Raw genomic sequence first — 19,924 nt, forward strand, 5'->3', positions numbered from 1 at the left:
TTTGTGATCAGCCTTGTTTATGGTTTTTGCCACCATACATTGGTGCTTATTTCATCCGCGCCTTGTTGTGCTACCGCTTTTTTGTAGTTATCGGCATTGGCAGATTGTACATAAACCGGGTAGGTTAAACGTGCCGGCATTACACCGCCATTGGTTAAGCCGTTGCCTTTTGGCAATACCGGGTGCCCTGTACGGCGATACTCAAACCATTGCTGAAAATCTGTCCAAAACATGGAATAGTACTTCTGTACGTGTATCATTTCCATTTTTTCATCCAAAGGGGCGTTGTTATCCCATACAATATCGGCACCGGCCAAATAGGTATCTATCGGTGTACTGTACAATGGTATCCAAAAGGTGATACCGCTTTGCACACCATTTTTGTAATAGGTTTCGGCAGGCGTGGCGGTAAGCCAGCCTTTAGCGGCCGCCTCTGCCAAAATGAACTGCAACTCCGAATAATTCATGATGTTACCCATCAACGGCTCGCTCATTAAGGTGGTTGCTGATGTGGTTGACAGGAAGTATGATTTCTTTTCGGGAGCCTGGCCCGGCGCGTAACCGCTTGGTATGCCCGCGAAACCGCCCTGGTAAGTACCAATAGACCAGCGATTGGTGGTCAAACGCGGATCGGCCCATTGGCTCAGGTTATTGATAAAGAACTCCGCTATGCCCGGCTGTCTCCAATCCTGCTCGCGCACACCGCCAATAAACGGCGACGAAAGCGGCGCCACACCCGTCCAGCGTAGTACCGCGGCATCAGTATTATTGGCCATTATTGGGTAGTCAGCTGGATTGGTTTCTATAATCTCCTTTATTTTGGCGATGCAAGCTGCTGATAGTTCTGCCTTGCCCGAAACACGCATTAATAAACGCAGGTACAATGAGTTACCAAATTTGCGCCATTTCAAAGCGTCGCCCCTAAATATAGGGTCGCTGCCGCCGGGTACATTTGCCGACGCGTTCAACAGCGTATCCGCAGCCTCCAGCTTGCTGAAAATATCGGTGTAAATATCCTGCTGCTTATCAAACGGCGGCGTAAAGTTTTTATCCCTGCCCTGGTTCGATTGAAAATAAGGCACATCGCCATAAGTATCGGTAAGCATCGAATAGATCCACGACTGGCATATCAGCGAGATACCCATGTACGTTTTGTTGTAATTAAGCGGCTGACTGGCTACGGTATAGATATCCTTAAAATTGGTTAACTGCGTATACCAGGCATTCCACGTATAATCGGCCCAGCTGCGTTTTACATCATACCTGAACACCTTGCCTTCCGAATCGCCCGGATCTACAGTTACCTGCATCAGCTCGTTATTGAATGTACGGCTGCGCAGCATATTGGTACTTACCGTATTCACCAGGGCCGGCGCCAGCAATTGCTGCGGCAAAGCGTACGGGGTTCCGTTAGGATCGGTATTTGTTTCGATAAAATCTTTTTTACACGATACCATGACGGTGCTTAACAGCGAGATCATGGCAAGTATTACATATATCTTCTTTTTCATTTTTGCAGAATTATTAAAGGCCGATCACTAAGTTGAAACCAAATGTGCGGGTAGATGGAAATTGCGCCACTTCAAAGCCCTGCACAATATCAGTACCTGCCAGCGTACCAAACTCAGGATCAAATGCCGGCCATTTCGACCAGATGAACAGATCGCGCCCGTATACACCGATGGTAGCACGTTGTATACCCAGTTTTTTGGTAAAGCCCGAATTAATGGTATAATCAAACCTCGCTTCGCGGAACTTGATGAAGTTGGTAGAGAAGGTATTGCCCTCAGCATTATCAATACCATAGTGCGAGCGGTAGTACCCGTCAATATCTGATGCTATTACATCATTAGGGCGATAGGTACCATCAGCATTTCGAATCACACCATCGCCAATTATACCGTTATACCTGCCCGGTAAGGTGATTTTGGTTTTACCCTGTTCGGCCAGTTTATAGTTTGATAGCGAATAGGATACAGCGCCAAACTGGGCATCAAATAATACACTTAAATGGAACTGTTTGTACCTGAAATCGTGGCCCATGCTGGTTTTAAATTTAGGCATGGTGTTACCCAGATAAACCAGGTCATCGGCAAGTTTGGCAAAACCTGTGGCGGCATCGTAAACGATCTGTCCGTCAGGCGAACGCTGATAGCCCCGGCCATACATATCGCCCATGCTGCCGCCAACTCTCGCTACAATTTGGCCGCCCCCTGTTGGGCCGGTGCGCAACACTACCGAGCTATCGGCCAGTTCTTTAATGGTGTTGCGGTTGGCCGCGAAAGTACCGTTGATCGTCCACTCAAAACCGCGTGGATTACGTACGGGCGAGCCGTTTACCGCTACCTCAATACCTTTATTGTTTACACGCCCTACGTTGATAACCGCCTGGCTATAACCCGACGATTGATCTACCGTACGGTTAATGATCTGATTTTTGGTATTACCTGTGTAAAGCGCCACATCAAAACCTAAGCGGTTTTTAAAGAAACGCATCTCGGTACCAACCTCCAGCGTGATGGTGCGCAAAGGTTTCAGATCGGGGTTTGACAGGATACGCGGGTTTTGCAAGCCACCTGAATAGGTGCTGCCTGCCGTAACATAGTTAAACGTGGTTTGGTATGGGGTTGTAGTACCGCTACCCACACCGGCAAATGATACCCTGAATTTTGAATAATCAATAGCCTCCGGCATTTTAAATGCTTCGGATGCCAGGAAACTCAAACTGGCCGATGGGTAAAAGAAACCTACCTGGTCTGTACGGGTGGCGGTTGCCAGTGTACTCACCCAGTCGTTACGGGCGGTAAGATCGAGGTATAAATAATCTTTAAAGCTGGTTGAGAGTAAGCCGTAAAAGCTGTTAAGTGAGTATTTTGATTTATACGGCGCGGTAACCAGCGGACCGGCATTATTAGCCATGGTGTAAACACCTGGATATAATAACGAGTCGGCACGTACCTCATCACGGTTGTAATTATTGCGCAGCATGCTACCACCTGCGGTTGCGGTAATGTTGAAGTCTTTATTGATCTTTTTATCGTACTTCAACAAGAAATCGGCACCTTTTTCTTCTGAATAGATATTTTGTGTACGGAACGATCCTTTAGGGTATTTTGTACCTGCATCGAACGGGCGTTCCTGCGCGCGCTGCTCGTAACCCATATCCAATGTTGCGCGAACTTGCAGGCTCAGCTCTTTAGTTATGGCATAATTGGCCTGTATGTTACCGGTTACCGAGTTACGGTTTGAGCGGTTAATAAACTCGTTAGATACCGCGTAAGGGTTTTCAGGGAAACTGCTGAAAGGGAAAAATATCTGACGGTCTTTTTGACCAATTCTCCAGTAATCTTTCAGCCAGTTAAGATCGGCATTGGGCTGCCAAAATATGAACCAGTACATTAACGATTGGTTACCGTAACCTGCGCCGGGTAAGTTATCGCTGTTTTTATTATTGTAGTTTACCTTTGAACTGATGGTAAGCTTATCGTTTATTTTTGAGTTTACCGATAAGGCAACGCTGTTACGGGTATAGCCGGTGTTAGGCGTTATCCAGTGATTAGTAACGTTGGTTGCCGAAAAGCGCGCGCTTGTTTTATCGGTACCACCATCAACGCTTATGGAGTTGGTATAGGTTTGCCCGGTTTCGAAAAAGTCGCGGATCTGGTTTTTATAAGGTACCCATGGCGTACGTACAGTGCTTTGTTTTTGCGTAAGCGGATCAAGCTGATAAAACATTTGCCCGTCGAACTTCGGTCCGTAGGCAGAACTGGTCGCGCTGGTGCTTGCACCATCAGGGCCTGCGCCATAGGAGTAATATCTGGAACCGGCGGTACCCTGGCCGTATTCATATTGCAGATCGGGCCAGCGGTTAACTTCCTCAAAAGACATGTTTGAGTTTAGGGTGATGCCAATGCCGTTCCGTTTTGTGCCCGATTTTGTAGTGATGATAATGGCACCATTAGCTCCGCGCTGACCGTATAATGCCGACGCGCCGGGGCCTTTCAGCACTGTTACGTTCTCAATATCCTCGGGATTTATATCATTCAGGTTGCTGCCATAATCGGCAGGCATGTTATCACTGCTGGTACCATAGGCAGATTCGCCTGAGTTTGATGTACGCCTGCCGCTGCCCTGGTTAATCACCACGCCATCCACTACTATCAGCGCTTCGTTGTCGCCGGTAAGGTTATTCTCGCCCCTTAAGATGATCTTGTTTGAACCGGCGGGGCCGCTATTCGAGCGGATCAGGTTTAAACCTGCCACCTTACCCGATAAAGCGTCTGTCCAGTTGCCTGATAATGCGCTGGTTAGCTGCTCGCCTTTTACCACAGTGGCAGCATATCCCAATGATTTTTGTTCGCGCTTTATACCCAAAGCAGTTACCACAACCTCTTTAAGGCTGCTTGATGACGGACTTAAAGCGATATTTACCGTAGTTACCGAATTAGCGTTAACCGTTACTTCCTGCTGTGTATTGGCGTATGATATAAAGCCCACTTCAAGCGTGTAAGTTCCTGCATCAACCGACATGGAAAATGTACCGTCGGCATTACTGGCTACTGTTACCCCGGCAGATACTATTTTTACCGTAGCGCCGGGCAGTAATTCACCTGTATCATCGGTTATTTTACCGGTAATGCGGCCTTTTCCCTTGGCACGGGGCACAATAACAATATCGTTACCCGACTGATTGAAGGTGAAATTTGTCCCTTTTAAAAGCAAATTCAGGGTTTCGGCCAGGGTACGGTCTGCCTTGCTGATGGTTACTTTGCGGCTGTCATCCAATACGGAGTTGTTGTAACTTATTGATACTCCGCCTAATTTTTCTATTTGCTGAAAGGCGCTCTTAAGCGTAATGCCTTCTGCCCCGAATGGGATCTTTTTGTTTACTGTTTGCGCTCTGGCTCCTGTATTGCCAAATGGCAATATTAAAAAAAACAGTATGGTTAACAACCATAACTTTTTCATAAGTTTACTTAATTTATTCTTATTAATCGTGAGTATAAATGTTTCATCTCAGGCCCCGGAGTTGTTACCAGCAACGCCGGAGCCCTTGTTTTATATTAAGCAGGTAAATGCTATTTCATAATACGGCCTCCTTTTTGATCGTTGTTTGATATAAATAAATGATTCCCTTTTTGCGTGTACGCAAGCCCCGATAGCAAGCTCAATGTTTCCATCACTTCGGTTAAAGGCTTGTTTTTAAATTTCGCGGTCAACTTTATTTTGCCCATATCAGGGTCGGTAAATTCTATTTTAATACCGTATTGATGCTCTACTGCCGTGGCTATTTCGCTGAAGCGGGTATTGTAAAATATAAGTTCGTTACGTGTCCAGGCGCTTGCGGCTCCGTCATCCTGGGTACTGCTGGTGTATAAGCCTGTTTTGATATCAATTTGTACCTGTTCGTTTTTAACGAGGTATTTTACCAGCTGCTGTTTTCCGTGTAAATTGGCCATAACGCCAACCTTGCCGCTCTCCACCATTATGGTAACTTTTTTATCGCGCGGGTAAGCGTTAACATTGAACGACGTACCTAATACCACTGTACTTATAGTACCGCTTTTTACAATAAAGGGGCGTTTAACCTGGTGCACCACATTAAAAAAAGCTTCACCTTTCAGGTCTATCCCGCGTTCGCTACCGCTAAAGTTTTTAATGTATTTGAGCGTACTGCCGCCACCCAGGTAAACTATTGAACCATCGGGCAGTTGGATCTTTTTTTGTTTACCCTCTGTGGTAGTAACTATGGTATAATCGCTTTCGGAAATCTTAAAAAATTGTGTGTAACCCAGCCAACCCAATCCGCAGAATATAAGGCATGCAGCCGCGTAAGCCAGCCACTGTAATTTGCGGGGTGCTTTCTTTTCGGGTTCATTATTACTTTGGCCAATGTGTTGCTCAATAGCGGCCCAGCTTGCCGTCATCATTTCGGGCTGCTTAAAATAAGCCTTTGATGCTTCGAGAATTTCTATCGTTTCGGTAAACTGCGCCAGGTTTTCGGCGCTAAGGTCTATCCATTCGCGCAATTGCGTTAAGCCCTCATTGCTGATGGTCTTTTCAAAATATTCAATAATTAAGCTATAGTATTTATCTTCCATTACATCTGCCTCTGTACCTAAAGACAGATTTTGCGTAAAGGATACGTAACGAAGTTTGTTACCTTTATATTAAGAAATAATTAACTACCAATACTGAAATTAGGGTGATCTTTTAAGATATCGCGAAGCCTTTTAATAGATTGGTAAAGGGTAGTTTCAACCGTACGAACGGATATGCCCATAATGCGGGCTATTTCGTATTTATCCAGGTTATCAACGCGGCTCATTAACAATACCTGTCTTTGGCTGTTGGGCAGCGTATCAATTACGGCGAGGATGCTATTGTATGATTCGCGGCCCGAAAGAATATTATAAGGCGTATCACGATCCTGGAGGATATGGTTTTTCAGTTCAATATCTTCGATAGATTGTACCGGGTCTTTCTTTTTTTGGATATGATTGAGCGAAAGGTTTTTTGCCGACACGAACAGATAGTGTTTAAGGTGCAGTATGGCTACATCGTGCTTATTATCCCAAAGTTTAATAAATAAACCGGATACGATCTCTTCGGCAACAAAATGATCTTTAGTATATACCGTACAAAACTGGCATAAAGCTTTATAGTAGCGGTTAAAAATAGTTTTAAGCGCTACGGTATCATTTTGCTTTAAAAGGCCCAGCAGGGCTTCATCTGTAAGTGACAGGTACATGCCAGTTTTTAGTTTGGCACCAAAAGTAGCTTTGCAATGTTAGCATAATGTTAACGAAGCTATTTAAACAAAATGTGTTGAATTAATAGGAATGCTTTTCACCCTTCCAGCCTGTTGTTTCGAGAAATTGCTTCCACCGAAGACCAGGTATCGCCGGGAGAACAGCAACCGGAGAACGATCATAAACTTTTCGAAAGCATGTCTGAAATGGGCAGTTTTGGAAATTTGCACTGGCGCAGATCGGCAGGGTATTTCGGTTATACGCTCAGAAATTCTCCACAGGTGAAAACACTGGCCATTACTTTTTACGCTAAAGATAAGGGTAAAGACTTTGACGTATTTGCCAACGATCAGCTTTTAGGGCGGATAACACCATCCGGAAATGATCAGGAACAATTTAGTGTAGTTGAATATGATCTGCCCGAACAGTTAAAGAACCTGAAGGAATTGACGATTAAGTTTGTCCCTTTACCGGGTAACACTACAGCAGCAATTCATGATGTACGTTTGCTGCGTTGATTTGAACAGGATTCATAAGGCGGCATGTAATTCCCTTACGAACCCGCTATTTATTTCCCTGTATTTTTTGCGGTAATCAAACGGTGTTTCGCCTTTTAACACTTTAAACTGTTTATTAAAGTTGGATAGTGTAGGGTAGCCTATTTCAAAAGCGATTTGACTGATGGGGATATTTTCATCAACCAAAAGTTTGCAGGCGTGGTCAATTCTTACGTCTTTCACAAAATCTGAAAACGATTTGTTAACGCGCGATTTAAAGAACCTGCTGAATGAGGTAGGGGTCATGCTTACAAGGTCGGCGGCAGATGCAAGGGTGATATTGCTTTTAAAATTATGCATTACAAATTCGTATATGCTGTTCATCCGGGTGCTTGTTTTATCGTTTGGCGTGGCCGAAAGAGGCGTTTGGGTGAGCAGTATGCAATCGGGCGAGTCGGCCATCAGGTTTAATATGTTCAATAATTGGATAATACTGTTGAGGCCCTTCATTTGTAAAAGGGCCTTTAGCATTTCCTTTAGTTTCGCGTTTGTTGCCCCGGTAACCTCAATGCCCATTAACGATCTGTCGAATAAGCTTTTTAATTTTTCAAATTCTTCATTTCCAATGGAATCGGCCAAAAAATGCTCATTCATATAAAGCACTATTCCGCTGGTTTGCAATGCTGTTTTCGTGTCAAAATACTCCTTATCGCTGCGCCAAAGGTGTGGTAAATTGGGTCCGGTAAATACAATGTCACCTTCGTTAAATGATTTTATATTATCGCCTATAAAGCGTGTGCCGCGCCCTTCCACCACATAAAACAACTGATATTCAGGGTGCGAGTGTATATGCGGATCGAAATAATGCGATTGCAGGTGTTGTATAACAAAAGATTTGCTTTTAGGTATAGGGCTTTTCTTTACTATGCTTCTCATATATCAAAAATAGGATAGCACAATCATCTTGCATACAACAAAATGATATAATATAGTCTTTTTTGGGCAAAAATCAGCAATGAAGCTTCATTAATAATTTGGATAATTGTTCTGCCAATAATTATAAACATTTATGAAATCAATCAACCGGCTCATTTCGGGAGTCATCTTAATAGTTGTGTGCAGTTGTTCAAGCAAAATTCATAAAAGTACAGCGCAAATATCAGATGCAGCGCCTCGCCGTGCCGAGGTACTATTTCTCGGGCACGCGTCGAAACACCACGATTCATATAAATACGCGCCAATGCTGGCTTCGGCGGTTTTTAAAAGTGGGATCAATATAACCTACACCGATGAGCTTACCGATCTGAACACCGAAAACCTGGCAAAGTACGACGCGTTGGTGATCTACGCTAATTACGACACCATTGGTAAAGCCGAAGAAAGCGCTCTCCGGGCATTTGTTGAAGGTGGGAAAGGCCTGGTGCCATTGCATTGCGCTTCATTTTGTTTCCGTAATTCAAACTGGTATGTACAGGCAGTAGGGGGGCAATTTAAAACGCATACAACCGGCAAATTCCCGGCTGTAATAGTAAATAGCAAGCACCCGGTGATGAAAGATGTACCCGCTTTTGAAACCTGGGATGAAACTTATGTTCACGATAAAATAAACCCCGATAAAACGGTACTTACCGAAAGGGTGGATGGTGATCATCATGAACCATATACCTGGGTACGTAAACAAGGCATTGGGCGCGTGTTTTACACAGCTTACGGGCACAATGATAGCACCTGGACTAATAAGGGATTTTTAACGCTGGTGAAAAACGGACTACTGTGGGCTTTGGGCGATAAGGTTAACAAACAGGTAAACGCGTTACAGGTTCCGCAGGGCACCTACACAGCGGCCGACATTCCTAATTATGAAAAAAGAGATCCGGCACCAAAGTTTCAGGCACCTTTTTCGCCTGCCGAATCGCAAAAGCTGATTCAGGTACCGGTTGACTTTAAGGTTGAGCTTTTCGCGGCCGAACCCGATATAATTAATCCTATTGCAATGGCATGGGACGAGAAAGGGCGTTTATGGGTGATTGAAACCATTGATTACCCTAACGAAGTACGAACAGATAACGGTACCGGGCAAGATCGTATAAAAATATGTGAAGATACTGATGGCGATGGAAAGGCCGATAAGTTCACCATTTTTGCCGATAAGCTGAATATACCTACCAGTATTGTATTTGCTAATGGCGGCATAATTGTAGCGCAGGCGCCTAATTTCATCTTTCTTAAAGATACCGATGGTGATGATAAGGCTGATGTGCGGGAAAGTATCATAACGGGCTGGGGCAAAAGCGATACCCATGCCGGGCCATCAAACTTAAAATACGGTTTCGATAATAAGATATGGGGGGTACTTGGTTATGCAGGTTTCGATGGCGCTATTGGCGGCAAGCAAATGAAGTTTGGACAAGGGGTTTATAATTTTACGCCCGATGGTAAACAGCTTGAATTTTTAGGACGAACCAGCAATAACACCTGGGGACTGGGTTTTTCAGAAGAGAATGATGTATTTATCTCCACTGCCAATAATACACATAGTGCCTTTTTAGGCTTGCCCGCGCGTTATGTTAGTGAAGATGCAGGCCAGAAAAGGGATTTTCAATCGGTTAAAAAGCTCGACGGGCATTATGATATGCACGTTGTATTTCCTAACCTTCGCCAGGTTGATGTTTTTGGCGGCTTTACCGCGGCGGCAGGCCATAACCTCTACACGGCACGCAATTACCCCAAAAATTACTGGAACCGAATAGCCTTTGTTTGCGAACCAACAGGGCGTGTAGTGCACCAGGCCATATTGAAACAAAATGGAGCCGGTTTTACCGAAACAGATGGCTGGAACCTTTTGGCCAGTGCCGATGAATGGGTTGGCCCCGTACAAGCCGAAGTGGGGCCCGATGGCGCCGTTTGGGTAGCCGATTGGTACGATTTTATTATTCAGCACAACCCAACACCGCGTGGCTTTGAGAACGGGAAGGGGAATGCTTATATCAACCCGCTGCGTGATCATGATAAAGGACGTATTTACCGCATCGTATATAAAAACGGCAAAAGCTACACCCCAATAAAATTATCCAAAAATGATATTCCGGGTTTAATAGCAGCGCTTGAAAGCGATAACATGTTTTGGCGGATGACGGCGCAGCGGCTACTTGTTGAAGGAAAGAATGCTGCTGCTATACCCGCGCTTATCAATATCATAAACAGTAAAAAGCAGGATGAAGTGGGCCTGTCTGGTGCTGCCGTTCACGCTTTGTGGGTGTTGAAAGGATTTGGCGCTATAGATGGCAGCAATCCGCAGGTTATGCAAGCGGTTTTCGGGGCTTTACAGCACCCGGCCGCCGCTGTACGAAAGGCGGCTGTACAGGTTTTGCCATTATCAGATGCCGCTTTGAAAGAAATTATTAAGGCGAATATTTTAAATGATACCGATGCCCGTGTGCGTGTAGCTGCCATATTGGTACTGGCCGATCATTCGGCCGATAATAATATCGGTACCATAATATATGATGAAGCTAATAATGAGAATAATAGTAAGGACGAATGGATAAGCAAAGCCTTGCAGGCAGCGGCAATAAAACATAAAGTAGGTTATTTAGCGGCATACTCCGGGAAAAGTGCTCAGGCCGGTGGTACACTTAATAAAAGCATACACGACGCTCTCGAACAAACAGGAAAATTCAACACTGGTGCAATTACCGAAAAATCAAAATCAGGACTACCGCCGGTTACTATCAATTTAAAGGTAGTGGAGCATGTGATGCAATTTGATAAAAAACTGCTTACCGTAAAAGCCGGGCAGAAGATTATCCTCAATTTTGAAAACCCCGACTTTATGCAACATAACTGGGTGCTGATAAAACCCGGTACCACCAATATAGTTGGCAATGCTGCCGACGAGCTGGCCCGTGACCCTAAGGGGGCCGATAAGAACTATGTACCCGAAATACCGGAGGTACTTAAATCATCGGCATTGCTTAATCCACAGCAAAAGGTAACCATAGAATTCATCGCGCCCGAACAACCCGGCTCATACCCTTACCTGTGTACCTTTCCGGGCCACTGGCGTATTATGAACGGATTATTAAAAGTGATTAAATAAAAAGCCCATAATAAAAACACATGGATTTAAAGGTAACATTTGGTGTTAGCACGTGGTTGTGGGCATCGCCATTTTGTAATGATACCATCGCGTTGTTTAGTAAAATAAAAGCGATGGGGTACGATGTGGTAGAAATACCGGTAGAAGATCCGGCGCTTATTGACACCGCGTTAATAAAAAAAGCTTTAAAAGAAAACGACTTAAAGGCGGTAATCTGCGGCGCGTTCGGTCCGGAACGTGATCTTACCCATGATGATACGGCATATCATCAAAAGGCTTTTAACTATATAGAAGCCTGTTTAGAGATCTGTAATCAGCTTGATGTGCCTTTTTTTGCAGGGCCAATGTATTCGGCGGTTGGCAAGGCGCGTTTAGCATCGCCCGAGCAGCGTAAAATAGAGTGGGGCAGGGCTGTTGAAAATCTCACCGTGGTTTGTAATATGGCCGAAACCAGGGGTTTAAAACTGGGTATTGAACCTCTGAACCGTTTTGAATCGGACATGATCAATACTGCTGCCGATGCGTTGAGGCTTATCGGTGATATCAGTCACCCTGCCGCCAACATCGCTTTAGACGGTTTTCACATGAGTATTGAGGAGCCAGATGTGGAGGCCGCCATTATTGCGGCGGGCGATAAACTAATCCATCTCCAGGTATCCGAAAACTATCGTGGCACCCCCGGTACAGGGCAAACTAATTGGGCCGCTTACAAAGCCGGGTTACAACAAATAGGCTATAAGGGTATTATTTCGATAGAAAGTTTCACCCCCGAAGTAAAGGAATTAGCAGGTGCGGTGTGTATATGGAAACCATTGGCTGCCAGTCAGGATGAGTTTGCCAATAATGGTCTGCGATTTTTAAAAGAGGTTTTCAAATAATAATCAAATACAAACATGAGCGAGAAAAAGATCAACGTAGCAATTGTAGGCCTGGGTTTTGGCGCCGAGTTCATCCCGATATACCAGAAACACCCTAATGCCAATATGTATGCCATTTGCCAGCGAAACGAAGATAAGCTGAACGAAATAGGAGAGGCTTTCGGTATAAATAAACGCTACACCAGCTATGCGGAATTATTGAAAGATCCGGAAGTACACGCGGTACATATCAACACCCCTATACAAAGTCACGCTGAACAGGCGATTGCCGCTTTGCGTGCCGGAAAGCACGTAGCTTGTACCGTACCCATGGCAACCACTGTTGACGAATGCCGCCAAATTATAGAAGCGGTGCACGAAACAGGCCTCACATATATGATGATGGAAACCGTAGTGTATAGCCGGGAGTTTCTCTTTATAAAGGAGCTTTATGAAAAGGGCGAATTAGGAAAGATCCAGTTCCTCCGCGGTTCGCACCAGCAGGAAATGGCTGGCTGGCCGGGCTACTGGGAAGGCTTGCCGCCTATGTATTATGCCACGCACTGCGTAAGCCCCGTATTGGCATTGCCAAAAGCAGAGGCTGAATACGTATCATGTTTTGGTTCGGGACGAATTAGTGAAGAATTGATCCCCAAATATGGTTCGCCGTTCGCTATAGAAAGCTGCCACATAAAATTGAAAGATTCGGATTTGTCGGCAGAAGTTACACGTTCGTTATTTAACACCGCAAGGCAATATCGCGAGAGCTTTGATGTGTATGGCTCAAAAAAAACATTCGAGTGGACACTGGTTGAGCATGAAGAAAGCGTGATACATACCGGGGAAACACCTGAAAGAGTGAAGATACCCGATTATGCCCATTTACTGCCTAAAGAGATCCAGGGCTTTACTACACAAGGTGTTTATGGCGAAGATGGAGAAACACACTTGTCGTTTATCCAAGGCTCGGGCCATGGCGGCTCACACCCGCATCTCGTTAATGAATTTGTAAGCGCGCTGCTGCAAGGCAGGCAGCCATATCCAAATGCAGCGCAATCGGCAAACATCACCTGTGTGGGTATTTTAGCACACGACTCGGCCATGAATGGCGGCGAAAAACGCTATCTACCCGATTTTACTTTTAATAAAGACTGATTGGTAGGTGAACTTTTTTTCATGGAAAAGATAAAAGACAAACAAGTTTTTGATCATTTGTTTTGAGATTGATTAATTGAAATACACTGTTAAATCATAATCAGTTATTTGATGATGGTACTGTTGCCAAAATCGAGATTATATCTAAAAAACGTTGAAAGATCAACACTATAAAATTTAGTTGGTATATGTATCTTTAATGCCCTTAAATTACGCTGATCAAATCACTTTTCTTCCATTCGTAGTTTTTAATCTACTAAGCGTACAGCTTGTTTTTAGTATATTATTGCTAACGGACTACCTTGTTGAAAAATAAGGTAAGTAGGGGTAAATTAGATGCAATGTTTTAACCAACTTTGTGCATAGTTTAATTAGATGGATGATTTTATAGCCGCCCGTTCACAAATGGCCCTTTCGCTGGGGTTTCATATTGTTTTTTCATGTATCGGCATGGTAATGCCATTTTTTATGGCCGTATCCCATTTGATATGGCTTAGAACCGGTAACCCGAACTATAAAAATATTACCAAAGCGTGGAGCAAAGGTGTTGCGATATTTTTCGCGACCGGTGCTGTTTCCGGAACAGTGCTGTCATTTGAACTTGGATTGTTATGGCCGGAATTTATGAAGCATGCCGGGCCGATATTTGGAATGCCCTTTTCTCTTGAAGGAACCGCGTTTTTTATAGAAGCGATAGCGTTGGGTTTTTACCTGTACGGCTGGGACAGATTTAACCGGTGGTTCCATTGGTTTACAGGCGTTATTGTTGGCGTTAGCGGTTTGCTTTCCGGCATCCTTGTGGTGTCGGCAAATGCCTGGATGAACAGCCCCAAAGGGTTTGATTACGTAAACGGAAAGTATATAAACATTGATCCTATAGCTGCCATGTTTAATGACGCCTGGTTTTCGCAGGCATTGCACATGTCGCTCGCTGCATTTGCTGCCACCGGTTTTGCTGTAGCCGGTGTACACGCATTAATGATCATCAGGAAGAATAATGTTGTTTTTCATCAAAAAGGATTTAAAATTGCTGCATTGTTTGCTTGTGTAGCCGCATTATTGCAACCGCTTAGCGGTGATATATCTGCAAAAGATGTTGCTAAAAGGCAGCCGGCTAAGCTGGCAGCCATGGAAGCGCATTTTGAAACGGAAAAAGGCGCTCCCTTTATATTGGGTGGTATTCCTGATGAAAAAGAAAAGAAAGTTAATTACGCGATAAAAATCCCCGGTGTTTTGAGTTTCCTGGCCCACGGCGATTTTAAAGCCGAAGTAAAAGGCTTGAACAGTATTCCGGAAAATGAACATCCGCCGATCGCGATAACGCATTTCGCATTCCAGATAATGATTGGCTTGGGTGTTTTAATGATGATTACCGCGGTGATTTACTTTTTTGCGCTTTGGAAGAAAAAGGAATGGCTGACAAAAGAGTGGCTGCTTAAGCTATTTGTTATCGTTACCCCCATGGGATTTTTGGCTGTTGAAGCCGGTTGGACAGTAACAGAGGTGGGGCGACAACCCTGGATCATTTACGGGGTGATGAGAACCGCCGACGCTGTTACACCAATGCCCGGCATAGCTTATTCATTTTATATTTTCACTTTAGTATATGTATCCCTGGCTGTGGTTGTAACGTTTATGCTTTACAGGCAAATTAAAATGGTTAATATACTTTATGATGTTAAGGAGGGCGTTCAATAATATAAAATTATGCTGTATATAGTTATTGGTTTTCTCTGGACATCTATACTTCTTTATCTCCTGTTGGGTGGCGCTGATTTCGGTGCCGGAATTATTGAACTTTTCACCGGTAAAAAAGACAGGCAACAAACCCGTAAAACGCTTTATAAGGCGATAGGGCCCATTTGGGAGGCAAATCATATGTGGCTCATCATCGCCATTGTTATCTTGTTTGTCGGGTTTCCGGTTATCTATTCAACCATGTCGATCTATCTTCATATCCCATTAACCATAATGCTGTTAGGTATAGTAGCCAGGGGCACCGCGTTCTCTTTCCGTAATTATGATGCCATTAAAGATGATATGCAAATGGTGTATAACCGGATATTTGCCATCTCCAGTTTTATAACGCCGCTGTTCCTGGGTATTGTAGCCGGGAGCGCTGTTTCCGGGCAAATTGATTTATCGTCACATGATTTCCTTAACGCGTACATTTTTAGCTGGTTTAGCTGGTTTAGTTTTTCAGTAGGGCTTTTTACGGTAGCTATCTGCGGATTTTTGGCGGCAGTTTACCTGATCGGGGAAACAAAAATAAAAGAAGAACAAAAGCAGTTTAGAAAAATGGCCGTATCGATGAACATTGCTGCGGTGATATGTGGTGGTTTGGTCTTCCTTTCTGCCAGGCTGAGTAATATTCCTGTCTACACCTGGATATTTGGTAACAGTATTGGAATAACCGCTGTTATAGCAGCTACTATTTCACTTATACTTTTATGGTATTTAATGATGCAAGGAAAAACCATCATTTTACGTTTCCTTGCCGGATTTCAAATAGCGATGATCCTGTTATCAGTAACCATAAATCATTACCCCAATATTGTGATTCTAAAAACCGGTCATCTTTCACTGGTTGAGCTTCGTGGTCATGACAAAACTATCGAAGCATTAGGTACGGCACTGCTGCTTGGAAGTGTGTTTATTTTGCCGGCGCTTTTTTACCTCATTTATAGCTTTCAAAAAAGAAAGGATAGTTCCTACAATCCTGATCACTGATCTTAACAGATCCATAGTAACATTCACAATCTTTTGTGATGATATATCCGCTTGTTTTAGCTTTCTACCCGTATCTTTTGATACAGAGGACAACTATATACCACCGGATAGGGGAATTATGTATGGCTGTTTCAGACAAGAAACCTTTTGACTCTAACTGGGATTATAGTAACCGGATGGAGCAAGGTTCTTCTACCGGAATTAAATCTTTAACTGCCTATTTTCTGACGAACGGACATCGGTAAATTCAAAACATTCTAAAGAAATTTCCGATAGGATTAAACGGATAAGAGTTTCGTATGCTGTTGACAAATTCAGCTTAATCCAATTTCGCCCATAATTTTTTCGTTAATAAAAAAGCGATTAGTTTCTTTCACCTAATCGCTTTTTTTCAAGTACTCAGAGCGGGAATCGAACCTTGCATCTAATGGCTTGATATTCAATTCTTTATATCTGTATGAAAGCCCGGTGCACCGAATTTGATGCTGCTTGAAATTCTTTCGTTAAGTGTTTCTTTATTAATGAGTTAAAGGTATAAATTTTATTAATTATATCAAACGAGAGTTTAGAAAATCTGCAGTGCCAATGATGCTGTTTATTTTCCGGGCTTTATAAACTTATAATATGACGCGTGGGCAATTACCTATTTGCTGGAGTTCAATATGCACCCTGTACTGCTGGCGCAAGTAGGCCGCCTTCCTAAAGCCATGAAGCTATATTACACCAAAGACAATGTTGACCACCAGAGCTGGGACTATGATTACACGATAACTGGTAAAAAGCTGACCAATATCCAGTTTTCCTATCGTTATTATCTTTACTACCCCTTCCTGTCAACAGTAGATGTAGCCTATCAATAGTAGATTGATCTTTTCCACAAGGCCAGATTTATCAACAAAAAGGCCATTTTAAGCATTCAGACGCTATTTTAGCCATCTATGTATACGAACTACACCGTTGAAGATTTTGTTACCCTGCGAAAAAAAGGAAAGCCCGCTGCGTTAAGTTCGCCAGCACAACAAGCCAATATTTACCTATGGCTTCGCACGCAGGGTTTCGGTCAAACGCTGGTCAATGGTAAGATGCTTTTCTTCCGGAAACTCAACGATGAACTGAGTCCTTCGAGCATGATCGCGATGCGGTATGCCTTTCTGCATTTCCTGGAGAACCATGATTTTGGCGCATGGCCCAATGGCATTACCCGGCATGACCTGATCGAATGGTTTTTCGCCACGCAGCCGCCAAGGCGCAGCCAGTTGTTCCAGGAATGTCTGTTCTGTGAGCTTTCGGCCACAGAGATCAGTAAGCTGCTGGAAACGGGCACGGCCGGTGATAGCGTGCGTTCGGATGTGCTAATACCGGTAACGCACCGTGTTCAGCCAGAATATTGATACATTTGGTTTTAATACACCAATAGCGGATGCCCATTCCCGTTCATACCATGACAGGTAATTCCTGTGACGGCATAGTCATCGTCCGGACAGTATTTACGGATACCTGGGTTTTTGATGAACTGCAGGACGCACTCCGGGATGACTACCACCTGTTTTTGTTCCAGGATGAACGCCGCACCGAAATGAAGATCGATTTTCAGGACTACTGGCTTGAAGCCGGATCGATCATCTGTATTCATCCGGACCAAGTGCATCACTTGGGCCACTTTTCGAAGGTATGGTGAATTTTTATTGATGGTAAAGGAAAAGTCCGCGTTTCACAAATATTGCCCTAGCAGCGGTGCTGTATAAGATGCAAAATTAGGCTGCCTGTATAATGAAGTTTAATAATAAAGTCATCGTTCAGTGGAGATAAACAAGCAGATGCCTCACATTCCACTAAGTGTGTGAAAGGACATCTGCTTGTTCTAATTGCTGGTTTTTATTAAAGGATATTCAGCGATGGAGCGTAGACATTGGCACCATCCAGTTTCGCGCCTACTTTAAAATCGTCTGCGCCGCCACCTACGGTGATCTCGTAAATATTAGCGTTGCCGCCTTAGCGGGCGCTTGTGCAGATACAAGGTTAGTCGTTATGACCTTCGCTGGTTTCGAAACCAAACAGGGCCAGCCTTACCGGTTTGGCGGTAACTTTATGCTTAATAACCTGGCTAAAATCGTTCAGTCTGATCTGATATAATTCACCGGCTGATGGTATAGCGATGTAGGCATATTTTGCAGTAGCTTCCAGTACGGGTTTGTAAGTGTCGGTAGCGGTTACCGTGTTAATAGCCGTTCCTTCTTTTTTCAACGCGCCGGTGCTGAGGTCGTAAATACGCAACTTCCCGTCCAGGGTTAATATGAGCAGGTTTTTACCGGCATAATCTACCTTGCATTGAAATGCATCGGTTCCGGCATATATCGTTGTTATTTTATTACCGGCAATATCAATGAGATAGGCACCTTTAGTAGCCACATAGCCAATAAACTTTTTAGCCGACTCTGCATAATAAATGCTTGCCAAACGGAAAGCGCCAAAGCCTTCCGGGTTGGGTATCAGCTTTTGTTCACCGGAGGCGCTAACCACCAATACGCCGCCCGCCGTAGCTGCCGATGAAGTGAACCCACCAAATACTGCCACGTCGCCATCGGTGGCATTGCCATGAATATTACCTATCTCCAGAGTAGAAGCGTGTACTACGGTGCCTCCCTTGTTAATGATTTGTACACGGGTAGGTGAAGCACCGCTTGAAGCCGCAACGGTTACCGCATAATTGCCATTTGCAAATTGAGCCATAGCGCCATGATGAGGCAGCAAGCCTGCATTAATGGTAGTAAACTTTGCACCCGCTGTAAGAAAGTTTGCCTCAAGGCCCGAGCTTAGGGTGCCGTCGCCGTCGTTGAAGATCAAAGATTCATTGTCTTTACTTTTAAAGTGGGTGGGCTTGGTGCCTGTGGCTGTAATAGCGGCCCATGCTGGTTGTCCGGCCACATCTACATGATCGCCGTGCGATGTTAAGCCACTGTCAAAAACCTCAGTAAGGTTTTGGCTTTGATAGATCACCGCCGCATAACGGCCCGAAGCTGTTCCGTAAAGATTGGCCAGCGGATACTTGGCATCAAACTGGGTCACTTTAGCCTCAAACGGATCTATAAGGCTCACTTTAGCGCTTGTTTCATCGCTGGTAAGTATCCTTACAAACTTAAATTCCTTATTGTCTTCGGGATTAACAGGCCCGGGTGTTTCAGTTTGGTCTTTTTTACAAGCGGCAAAAGCTACGCTAATGCCCAGTACCAAACTCAGTTTTTTCAGATAATTCTTTTTCATTGTCATTTGTTTTATTGTTAATTGTTCGCTGTGCGATGCCCGTCGGCACCATTATTTCGAAATAGTTCTTTATATGCAGTAATGCTTATTAATTGATCTTAATGCTGATGCCTTTAATGGTTTGCCAGCCTTCCTTATCGGTTACACGAATCAGGAAATGGTAATCGCCCGGATCAATGTCTGCGGGTACTGCAACCTCCTGTTGTACTTCGTAGTTCTTCAAACCTGCCGGTACCGGGTAACTTTTAATGAGCAGGAAAGGCTTCACGGGAGTTTTTACCGCGTCCATATTACAGCTGGCCACCTCGGTGCTGTGCGAGTGATGGTCGAAATTGTGGTGTACATCAATACTCACCGAACCCAGTTCGGCATTATCGCTCAGGCCGGCGCGAAAGGTGAAGCTCTCCCCACGTTTTACAGTGCCGCACTGTTTGGGGAAGGCCTGCCCGGTTGTTACATCTATTGTCGGGTATTCGGTATCGGGTTGCTTTTGTGCATCTTTTTTGCAGGCGCTTATTAAACAGGTAAGTGCCAGGCAAAAACGTATCAGTGGTTTATTCATCATATTTGTTG

16 protein-coding genes are annotated in these 19,924 nt (G+C 44.3%); 9 read left to right on the forward strand and 7 right to left on the reverse strand.

Going from position 1 to position 19,924, the window contains the following annotated elements:
* Positions 1–17 precede the first annotated feature (17 nt).
* From AC07NA_RS06995 to AC07NA_RS07010, 4 genes are all read right to left on the reverse strand, one after another.
* A complete protein-coding gene (locus AC07NA_RS06995) occupies positions 18–1,511 on the reverse strand; it encodes a SusD/RagB family nutrient-binding outer membrane lipoprotein (RefSeq protein ID WP_494896824.1) in 1,494 nt (497 codons plus the stop codon).
* A gap of 13 nt (positions 1,512–1,524) precedes the next feature.
* Positions 1,525–4,968 (reverse strand): SusC/RagA family TonB-linked outer membrane protein, encoded by a 3,444-nt coding sequence (locus AC07NA_RS07000; protein WP_494896826.1) that lies wholly within the window; start codon positions 4,966–4,968, stop codon positions 1,525–1,527.
* Positions 4,969–5,078: 110 nt separating this feature from the next.
* Entirely contained in the window at positions 5,079–6,101 is a 1,023-nt protein-coding gene (locus AC07NA_RS07005; RefSeq protein WP_494896828.1) for a FecR family protein, read from the reverse strand.
* Between the two features lie 80 nt (positions 6,102–6,181).
* Entirely contained in the window at positions 6,182–6,751 is a 570-nt protein-coding gene (locus AC07NA_RS07010) for an RNA polymerase sigma factor (RefSeq protein ID WP_494896830.1), read from the reverse strand.
* A 114-nt stretch (positions 6,752–6,865) separates the two neighbouring features.
* On the opposite strand from AC07NA_RS07010, the gene AC07NA_RS07015 reads away from it, so the two are divergent.
* Positions 6,866–7,270 carry a DUF6805 domain-containing protein gene (locus tag AC07NA_RS07015; RefSeq protein ID WP_494896832.1) on the forward strand — a complete coding sequence of 135 codons (405 nt, stop codon included), beginning with the start codon at positions 6,866–6,868 and terminating at the stop codon, positions 7,268–7,270.
* Between the two features lie 12 nt (positions 7,271–7,282).
* On the opposite strand, the gene AC07NA_RS07020 is transcribed toward AC07NA_RS07015, so the two are convergent.
* Positions 7,283–8,185 carry an AraC family transcriptional regulator gene (locus tag AC07NA_RS07020; RefSeq protein ID WP_494896834.1) on the reverse strand — a complete coding sequence of 301 codons (903 nt, stop codon included), beginning with the start codon at positions 8,183–8,185 and terminating at the stop codon, positions 7,283–7,285.
* Between the two features lie 133 nt (positions 8,186–8,318).
* Here AC07NA_RS07020 and AC07NA_RS07025 point away from each other — a divergent pair, with 133 nt between their 5' ends.
* The 8 genes from AC07NA_RS07025 (at position 8,319) to AC07NA_RS07060 (ending at position 17,768) form a co-directional block, all read left to right on the forward strand.
* The gene (locus AC07NA_RS07025; RefSeq protein WP_494896836.1) at positions 8,319–11,348 is read left to right on the forward strand and encodes a PVC-type heme-binding CxxCH protein; all 3,030 of its coding nucleotides are present in this window, start codon (positions 8,319–8,321) and stop codon (positions 11,346–11,348) included.
* A gap of 20 nt (positions 11,349–11,368) precedes the next feature.
* A complete protein-coding gene (locus AC07NA_RS07030) occupies positions 11,369–12,226 on the forward strand; it encodes a sugar phosphate isomerase/epimerase family protein (RefSeq protein ID WP_494896838.1) in 858 nt (285 codons plus the stop codon).
* Positions 12,227–12,241: 15 nt separating this feature from the next.
* Positions 12,242–13,360: a Gfo/Idh/MocA family protein gene (locus AC07NA_RS07035; protein ID WP_494896840.1), complete on the forward strand. Its 1,119-nt coding sequence runs from the start codon at positions 12,242–12,244 to the stop codon at positions 13,358–13,360.
* 375 nt (positions 13,361–13,735) lie between these two features.
* A complete protein-coding gene (locus AC07NA_RS07040) occupies positions 13,736–15,058 on the forward strand; it encodes a cytochrome ubiquinol oxidase subunit I (RefSeq protein ID WP_494896842.1) in 1,323 nt (440 codons plus the stop codon).
* 9 nt (positions 15,059–15,067) lie between these two features.
* Positions 15,068–16,090, forward strand: coding sequence for a cytochrome d ubiquinol oxidase subunit II (locus AC07NA_RS07045; RefSeq protein WP_345209915.1), 1,023 nt, complete (start codon positions 15,068–15,070; stop codon positions 16,088–16,090).
* A gap of 662 nt (positions 16,091–16,752) precedes the next feature.
* Complete coding sequence (locus AC07NA_RS07050) at positions 16,753–16,950, forward strand: hypothetical protein (protein ID WP_494896844.1); 198 nt, start codon at positions 16,753–16,755, stop codon at positions 16,948–16,950.
* A gap of 78 nt (positions 16,951–17,028) precedes the next feature.
* The gene (locus tag AC07NA_RS07055) at positions 17,029–17,481 is read left to right on the forward strand and encodes a hypothetical protein (RefSeq protein ID WP_494896846.1); all 453 of its coding nucleotides are present in this window, start codon (positions 17,029–17,031) and stop codon (positions 17,479–17,481) included.
* Between the two features lie 50 nt (positions 17,482–17,531).
* Positions 17,532–17,768 (forward strand): hypothetical protein, encoded by a 237-nt coding sequence (locus AC07NA_RS07060; RefSeq protein ID WP_494896848.1) that lies wholly within the window; start codon positions 17,532–17,534, stop codon positions 17,766–17,768.
* Between the two features lie 341 nt (positions 17,769–18,109).
* Here AC07NA_RS07060 and AC07NA_RS07065 read toward each other — a convergent pair whose 3' ends face one another.
* Together AC07NA_RS07065 and AC07NA_RS07070 are read right to left on the reverse strand one after the other, a co-directional pair.
* A complete protein-coding gene (locus tag AC07NA_RS07065; protein ID WP_494896850.1) occupies positions 18,110–19,351 on the reverse strand; it encodes a hypothetical protein in 1,242 nt (413 codons plus the stop codon).
* An 88-nt stretch (positions 19,352–19,439) separates the two neighbouring features.
* Positions 19,440–19,916: a DUF4625 domain-containing protein gene (locus AC07NA_RS07070; RefSeq protein ID WP_494896852.1), complete on the reverse strand. Its 477-nt coding sequence runs from the start codon at positions 19,914–19,916 to the stop codon at positions 19,440–19,442.
* Positions 19,917–19,924 lie beyond the last annotated feature (8 nt).

It is taken from the genome of Mucilaginibacter sp. GW821-FHT07G05, assembly GCF_059418565.1.